General features: G+C 42.8%; 5 protein-coding genes and 1 pseudogene. All 6 read left to right on the plus strand.

Going from position 1 to position 7,549, the window contains the following annotated elements; genetic code table 11:
• Positions 1-471: 471 nt before the first annotated feature.
• Positions 472-1,575 carry a pyruvate dehydrogenase (acetyl-transferring) E1 component subunit alpha gene (gene pdhA / locus EKM76_RS12315; RefSeq protein ID WP_125550908.1) on the plus strand — a complete coding sequence of 368 codons (1,104 nt, stop codon included), beginning with the start codon at positions 472-474 and terminating at the stop codon, positions 1,573-1,575.
• Positions 1,568-2,548 carry an alpha-ketoacid dehydrogenase subunit beta gene (locus EKM76_RS12320; RefSeq protein ID WP_125550909.1) on the plus strand — a complete coding sequence of 327 codons (981 nt, stop codon included), beginning with the start codon at positions 1,568-1,570 and terminating at the stop codon, positions 2,546-2,548. Before pdhA ends, EKM76_RS12320 begins: the two co-directional genes overlap by 8 nt.
• A 16-nt stretch (positions 2,549-2,564) precedes the next feature.
• Positions 2,565-3,833 carry a 2-oxo acid dehydrogenase subunit E2 gene (locus EKM76_RS12325; protein WP_125550910.1) on the plus strand — a complete coding sequence of 423 codons (1,269 nt, stop codon included), beginning with the start codon at positions 2,565-2,567 and terminating at the stop codon, positions 3,831-3,833.
• 4 nt (positions 3,834-3,837) lie between these two features.
• Positions 3,838-5,244, plus strand: a complete 1,407-nt coding sequence (gene lpdA, locus EKM76_RS12330) for a dihydrolipoyl dehydrogenase (protein WP_125550911.1) — start codon at positions 3,838-3,840, stop codon at positions 5,242-5,244.
• 40 nt (positions 5,245-5,284) lie between these two features.
• A complete protein-coding gene (locus tag EKM76_RS12335; protein ID WP_125550912.1) occupies positions 5,285-6,298 on the plus strand; it encodes a lipoate--protein ligase in 1,014 nt (337 codons plus the stop codon).
• 138 nt (positions 6,299-6,436) lie between these two features.
• Positions 6,437-7,031 (plus strand): annotated as a pseudogene (locus EKM76_RS13850) (IS30 family transposase); the annotation flags it as partial.
• Positions 7,032-7,549: the final 518 nt, after the last annotated feature.

The raw sequence follows: 7,549 nt of genomic DNA on the forward strand, positions 1-7,549 counted from the left end.
TGGCATTATCCAGGTGCTCGGCATCAAAATAAAAAAACAACGGACAAGCATCAAGCTAAAAATGCCGCCTAACAAAAGACAACCAGATTTCTCAAAATCGAGAAGTTTGGTTGTCTTTTTAAAACGGGTGATTATTTACCGCTTACGTTTTATGTAGAAAGACGAATAATCCTTTAAGGAATAGTTGCTAAAAGTTGGTAAGTTATCGTGCAGTCGCCTGATTAGTTTTGTGCATTTGTTAAGCGTTTCTAACAATTATTGATGCCGCTTTCAAAATATGTTACTCTGAAGTAGAAAAGTGTTTGGTAAAATAATATAGTGTACAACTGAGCAATCTTTTCACGCTTTTTTAAGTCTTAAATAGCTATGTTACGCGATTTATATTTTTTAATTGTGAAATAGATAATCTATTGTAATTAAAAAGTAGTTATCTACGAACACTTTAGCTTATAACAAGAGGAGGAATATCAAATGAGTCAAATCGACTTCGATGCAATTCTAGCGGCAGAGAATAAGTTTCCCGAATTGCAAGTATTGGATGAAAGCGGGCAAGTTACTGATCAAGATTTAATGCCTGATTTAAGCGATGAACAACTAATTGAATTAATGTCACAAATGGTTTGGACCCGTACCTTGGATACACAAGCAACTAAGCTTAATCGCCAAGGACGCTTAGGTTTTTATGCCCCTACAGCTGGCGAAGAAGCCAGTCAGTTGGCGAGCAATTATGCAATGAATCAGGATGATTTTTTACTTCCTGGGTATCGTGATGTTCCGCAATTGCTACATCATGGCTTAACGTTAACCCAGTCTTTTTTGTGGTCACGTGGGCACGTTACCGGCAATCATTATTCGACGGAATTGCAAGCGCTGCCGCCACAGATCATTATCGGTGCACAATATGTACAAGCGGCTGGTGTTGCCCTTGGTATTAAGAAAAATAAGGGAACTCAGGTTGCGTATGCCTATACCGGTGATGGTGGGACTTCACAAGGTGATTTCTACGAAGGTATCAACTTTGCTGGTGCTTTTCAAGCGCCTGCTATCTTTGTCGTTCAAAATAATGGTTTTGCTATCTCGGTTCCGCGGGCAAAGCAGACAGCTGCGCCAACTTTGGCTCAAAAAGCAGTTGCGGCCGGAATTCCAGGTGTCCAGGTCGATGGGATGGATGCTTTAGCGGTTTATAGTGTCATGAAAGCAGCACGTGAATTCACAGCGGCGGGGCATGGTCCAGTTCTGATCGAGACAATGACTTACCGTTATGGGGCACACACACTTTCTGGTGACGATCCACGGCGCTATCGGACGGAAGAATTGGATGAAATATGGCATAAGCGTGATCCATTGACTCGGATGCGGCATTATTTAACGGCCAAGGATCTGTGGACAGAAGCGAAGGAAAATGAAGTTGTTGAACAGGCGAAAGCAGACGTTAAAGCTGCGGTAACCGAGGCCGATGCAACGCCAAAACAAACCGTTACGTCATTCTTGGCGAACACTTACGCGGTACAACCACAGAATATTCAACAACAAATAGCGGAGTATCAGACAAAGGAGGCCGCACACAATGGCTAAAATAACAATGATCAAGGCAATCACAGATGCACTAGATCTTGAATTAGCAAATGATGATAAAGTGTTGATTTTTGGTGAAGATGTCGGTAAAAATGGCGGTGTCTTTCGTGCAACCGACGGCTTACAAGCTAAACATGGTGAAGATCGTGTTTTTGATACGCCATTGGCTGAATCAGGAATCGGTGGTTTATCCATTGGTTTAGCTTTACAAGGATGGCGGCCAGTACCAGAAATTCAATTCTTTGGTTTTGTTTTTGAAGTGATGGACTCAATTGGTGGTCAAATGTCGCGTTTACGCTATCGGATGGATGGTACGCGCCACATGCCAATTACAATTCGTTCACCGTTTGGCGGTGGGGTGCATACACCGGAAATGCATTCGGATAGTTTGGAAAGTTTAGTGACGCAATTTCCAGGTATTCGGGTCGTTGTTCCCAGCAATCCATATGATGCCAAAGGCCTGTTAATATCATCAATTCGCTCTGATGATCCAGTTTTATTCTTGGAACATATGAAGCTTTATCGCTCATTCCGTGAAGAAGTACCGGAAGAAAGCTATACAGTACCGTTAGATCAGGCAGCAGTGGCTCGTGAAGGCAATGACGTCACGATCGTCACTTATGGCGCGATGGTACGGGAAAGTTTAACGGCTGCGGAAGCATTAGCAGCAGATAATATTTCAGTAGAAGTACTTGATCTGCGGACGATCGCACCGTTAGATGTGAAAACTATTTTAGCTTCAGTAAAGAAAACTGGACGAGTAGTTTTGGTTCAAGAAGCACAACGACAATCTGGTGTTGCGGCACAAGTTGCAGCTGAAATTGCTGAACACGGAATCTTGTCGCTGCAGGCACCAATCGTGCGAGTAGCTGCGCCGGACACACCTTATCCATTTGGTGAAGCGGAAAAAGATTGGTTACCTAACAGTGATGATATTATTGCAGCGGTTAAGCAAGTTAGTGAATTTAATTAAGAGGGGATGACAGTTAATGGCATATCAATTTAAATTACCTGATATTGGTGAAGGCATTACTGAAGGCCAAATTACGCAGTGGTACGTTAAGGCCGGTGATGAAATTAAGGAAGACGATAATCTATTACAAGTTGAAAATGATAAATCGGTAGAAGACATTACTTCGCCAGTTACTGGTAAAATCACTAAAATTTTAGTTGATCCAGATACGACAGCGACGGTTGGTCAAGTTTTAGTGGAAATCGCAACAGCAGATGAACCTGAGACACCGCCAGAAGCAGCGGAACATATCCAAACAACGACACCGCAACGGCCACCAGCGGCGCCAGCAGTATCGCCAACACAAGAGGTACCTGTTTTAGCGATGCCGTCAGTCCGTAAATACGCACGTGATAATGGTGTCGATTTAACGGGTATCGGCGGGACTGGTAATCACGGTCAGATCACAAAGGGTGACATTGATAACTATCTCGGTACTGAACCGGCACCAGTACAATCTACGCCACAGGCAACTGTGCAACCCGCAGCACAGCCAGTAGCACCGGCGCCAGCACCACAGCCATTGCCGGTCAATAGTGCTGATTTAGAAACACGGGAAAAAATGTCACCAATGCGTAAGGCAATTGCTAAGGCCATGGTCAATAGCAAGCACACGATTCCGCATGTTACCTTGTTTGATGACGTTGAAGTTTCTCAGCTTTGGGATCACCGTAAGCAATTCAAAGACGTTGCTGCTAAGCAGGAAATCAAACTGACTTTCTTGCCATATGTCGCTAAGGCTTTGGTAGTTGTATTACGCGAATTTCCAACTTTAAATGCAATGATCGATGACGCTACTCAGGAAATTGTTTATCGCCACTATTTCAATATTGGCATTGCAACCGATACTGATCATGGCTTATACGTGCCGGTTTTGAAAAATGCTGACACAAAGAGTATTTTCAATTTGGCAAAAGGAATCACTGATAATACACAAAAAGCAATGGATAACAAGTTAAAGGCGACTGAAATGAAGGATGCTTCGATTTCGATCACTAATATTGGTTCGATTGGTGGTGGCTGGTTTACACCAGTTATCAACCATCCTGAAGTGGCAATTCTTGGGCTTGGTGTGATCAAGAAGGAACCTTACGTCGATGCAGATGACAACATTGTGGTTGGCCGGATGCTGAAATTATCATTGTCCTTCGATCATCGGATAATTGATGGCGCCACAGCACAGAAAGCAATGAATCGTTTGAAAGCGTTATTAAGTGACCCAGAATTATTATTGATGGAGGGATAGAGATATGGTTGTAGGAGATTTTGCAATTGATTTAGATACCGTTGTTATTGGTGCAGGTCCTGGTGGTTACGTAGCAGCGATTCGTGCCGCTGAATTTGGCCAAAAAGTTACGGTGATCGAACAAGAATTTATCGGTGGCGTTTGTTTAAACGTCGGCTGTATCCCTTCTAAGGCGCTGATCTCAATTGGTCATCGCTACCAAGAGGCATTGAGCTCACCAACGTTTGGTATTTCAAGTGAAAATACCAAACTTGATTTTAGTGTGGCACAAGCTTGGAAACAGGAACAAGTCGTGGATAAATTAACTGGCGGCGTGTCTGGTCTATTCCGCAAGCATAAAATTGATGTGATCATGGGCCAAGCCTTCTTAAAGGATGCGCATAGCTTAAGAGTGATCGGTAAAGACAACGCACAAACGTACACCTTTAAAAATCTGATTATTGCTACAGGTAGTCGGCCAATTGAAATTCCTGGGTTTAAATTTGGCGGCCGTGTCCTTGATTCAACGGGATGTTTAGCGTTGAAAAAAGTGCCTAAGGACTTTGTGATCATCGGTGGTGGTTATATTGGCTGTGAATTAGCCAGTGCATACGCTAATCTAGGCGCTCACGTGACGATCATTGAAGGTACGGATAGAATCCTGCCTAACTATGAAAAAGATATGGTCGCTGTTGTGTTGAAACGCTTTAAACAATTGCATATTGATGTGATCACTAATGCGTTGGCTAAGCAAGCGACTGAAGTTGAGGACGGCGTTAAAGTTGAGTTTGAATTAGCACAAAAGGTTGAATCAGCAGTAGCAGATTATGTCATGGTAACCGTTGGTCGGCGGCCGAACACGGATGATATGGGTCTAGAGCAGGCAGATATTGAAATGGCGGCCAAAGGTTTGATCAAGGTGGATCAGCAAGGGCGGACTAATCAACCTAATATTTACGCCATCGGTGATATTGTTGCTGGGGCTTCCTTAGCGCATAAAGCCAGCTATGAAGGTAAAGTCGCCGCCGCCGCAATTTCTGGAAAAGCAGATACCGTTGATTATCATGCAATGCCAGCAGTGTGCTACACCGACACTGAATTAGCGACAACAGGGATGACTTTAGCTGAGGCCAAGGCAGTTGATATTGATGCCAAGGCAATTAAATTCCCATTACAAGCAAATGGCCGGGCGCTATCCTTGGCAGAAACGGATGGCTTTGTACGCTTAGTTGTACGTAAAGACGATAAAATGCTACTTGGTGCGCAAATTGCCGGTGTTGGTGCCAGCGACTTGATTTCCGAATTAACGTTGGCAATTGAAAGTGGGGCTAATGCTGAAGACTTAGCACTGACCATTCATCCACATCCAACTTTAAGTGAAACGATCAGTGATGCTGCTGAATTAGCTTTAGATTTACCAATTAATATTTAGCCAGGTTGTCAGCTGTATTTTCATAAAAAGGATGGTGCTTATGTATTACGTTGCGATGAAGTCACACGATATCCGGCAGAACTTAGCCACTGAACAATATTTAATGAATGAAAAGAATTTTGATGCCCCTTTGCTATTGTTTTATATTGAGGGCCCGTCGATCATTGTTGGTCGTAATCAAAATACCTTAGAAGAAATCGATCAAAAATATGTGCGGGAACAAAATATTGTGGTGACGCGGCGTTTATCCGGTGGTGGAGCAGTTTATCACGATCTTGGTAATTTATGCTTTAGTTTCGTGGTCGATGCTAAAAATCAAGATTTTGGTGATTTTAAGACATTCACGCAACCGATCGTTGATGCACTTCATGATTTAGGGGCGGTCGCTGCCGAAGTTTCAGGGCGTAATGATATGCTGATCGACGGCAAGAAGTTTTCCGGTAGTGCAATGTACACTAAAAAAGGCAAAACATTCTCCCATGGCACACTGATGCTAGATGTCGATTTGGATGTGGTGACCCACGCTTTAAATGTACCTGCAGATAAAATTAAATCAAAAGGCATCAAATCAGTACGTAGTCGGGTGACTAATTTGCGGCCTTACCTAGAACCACAATACGCCGATTTGACGACAGAAGATTTTCGTGACCTATTGATCCAGCGGCTACTTGGCGTGGACAGTTTAGCGGCAGCACAAGTTGATGAATATCAAATTACGCCAGCGGACGAAGTGGAGATCACCAAGATCCGTAAGCAGTACTATGATAATTGGGATTGGGTATACGGCCACTCACCTGAATTTACACTACAAAAGCGGCGTCATTTTGACATGGGCACGATCGATGCTCGGTTCTTGATCAAAGCTGGTAAAGTAGCTAACGTGAAATTCTATGGTGATTTCTTTGGTGCCGGCGATGTAACTGAATTAGCGACTGCTTTGCAAGATGTTGATTACGATCGACCACACATTAAACAGGTATTAGATCAAATGGACACGCAACAGTATTTTAAAGGAATTGCGGTCACTGATCTACTAGATTTGTTGGTAGATTAAGAACCGACTGCTTTCGTTAATAAGTTTTAGTAAAATAGGACTACAGCTAAATAATTTAGCATAGTCCTATTTTTTATCCATGAGAAATGCCCGCTAGTAGCGTTTACTGGCGGTGACTACTCACCAGAAGTAGTATAGGCTAAATATCAAGCCAATCGGGTGCACTGCCATCGACCGTTAAAACTCACTGGTGTCGCTGATTTCATCGTCTATTTTATAACTCGCTTTCGCCAAGATGGTTGGTCCCCTGATACGGCAGTTGGTCGCGCTAAACTAGTAGGCTTGTATCAACCTGAGGAAATAGTTTCGACCAAGACTTTGTATCATTAATATCGACGAGCAACGACTTGAAATACGTAATCTTGATCTATTCGAAAAAACGCATCACCGCACTAAACACCACCACTTGATCAAGCATAGGCGCCTGGCTGATTGATGATCGTGATGTCGATTTGGTCAACTATGAGCTGGCTAAAATCTGTCGAGAATATGGTCATATCATGAAGTCTATTACCGCTGACAATAGTGCCGAGTTCTCAGAAGCTGGCGTTGTGCTAGACGGTGTCGCTGATCTTTATTACGCGCACCCATACCGGTCTTCTGAACGTGGGACCAACGAAGCGCATAATCTGATGATCCGTTGTGATATGCCTAAAGGGCTATCGCTGGATACTTTGGGTCCTAGTGATATATTCAAGCAGTTGAATCAAAGCTAAACAACCTATCACGTTGACAATCAGGCTACCGATCACCACAGGAGCTTAGAGACTGAGTACTTAAAATATAAATATCAATGAACATACTGTCTTGGCGGGATTTATCGTGTGGCTAATTTGTTCTTGCAATTTGGGATCAAAAGAATATTGACATTATCGTATATGACACAACATCTATTCATGTTGAAAGAGCAGTTCATGAAATTATTAGTGAATAAATGGGTGTGCGATTTGAAAAAATCGTTAAACGAACTTTACAGGTGCTACTTGTTTTTATTGTGATAGTGGGTTATATATTATTTTTTGGTTTTCAGAAGGACATAGCTACTGTTGGAACTGTCAAGTGTTTTTCAAAATAAATCACCCTATCTCAGAATTTTCTTGAGATGCACTAGGCCCTGTCAAGTTGACAAATGAAATAATATAAAGTTGAATCTGTTTCTAAGCGGCTTCACTCCAGTATTCATCTGGGGTGAGGCCGTTTCTTTGTGCTGAGCGATTGTGGTGATTGAAATATTCGATTCCTTCCTCAACC

Origin of the sequence: Loigolactobacillus zhaoyuanensis (assembly GCF_003946385.1) — a bacterium.
Classification (GTDB): Bacteria; Bacillota; Bacilli; order Lactobacillales; family Lactobacillaceae; genus Loigolactobacillus; species Loigolactobacillus zhaoyuanensis.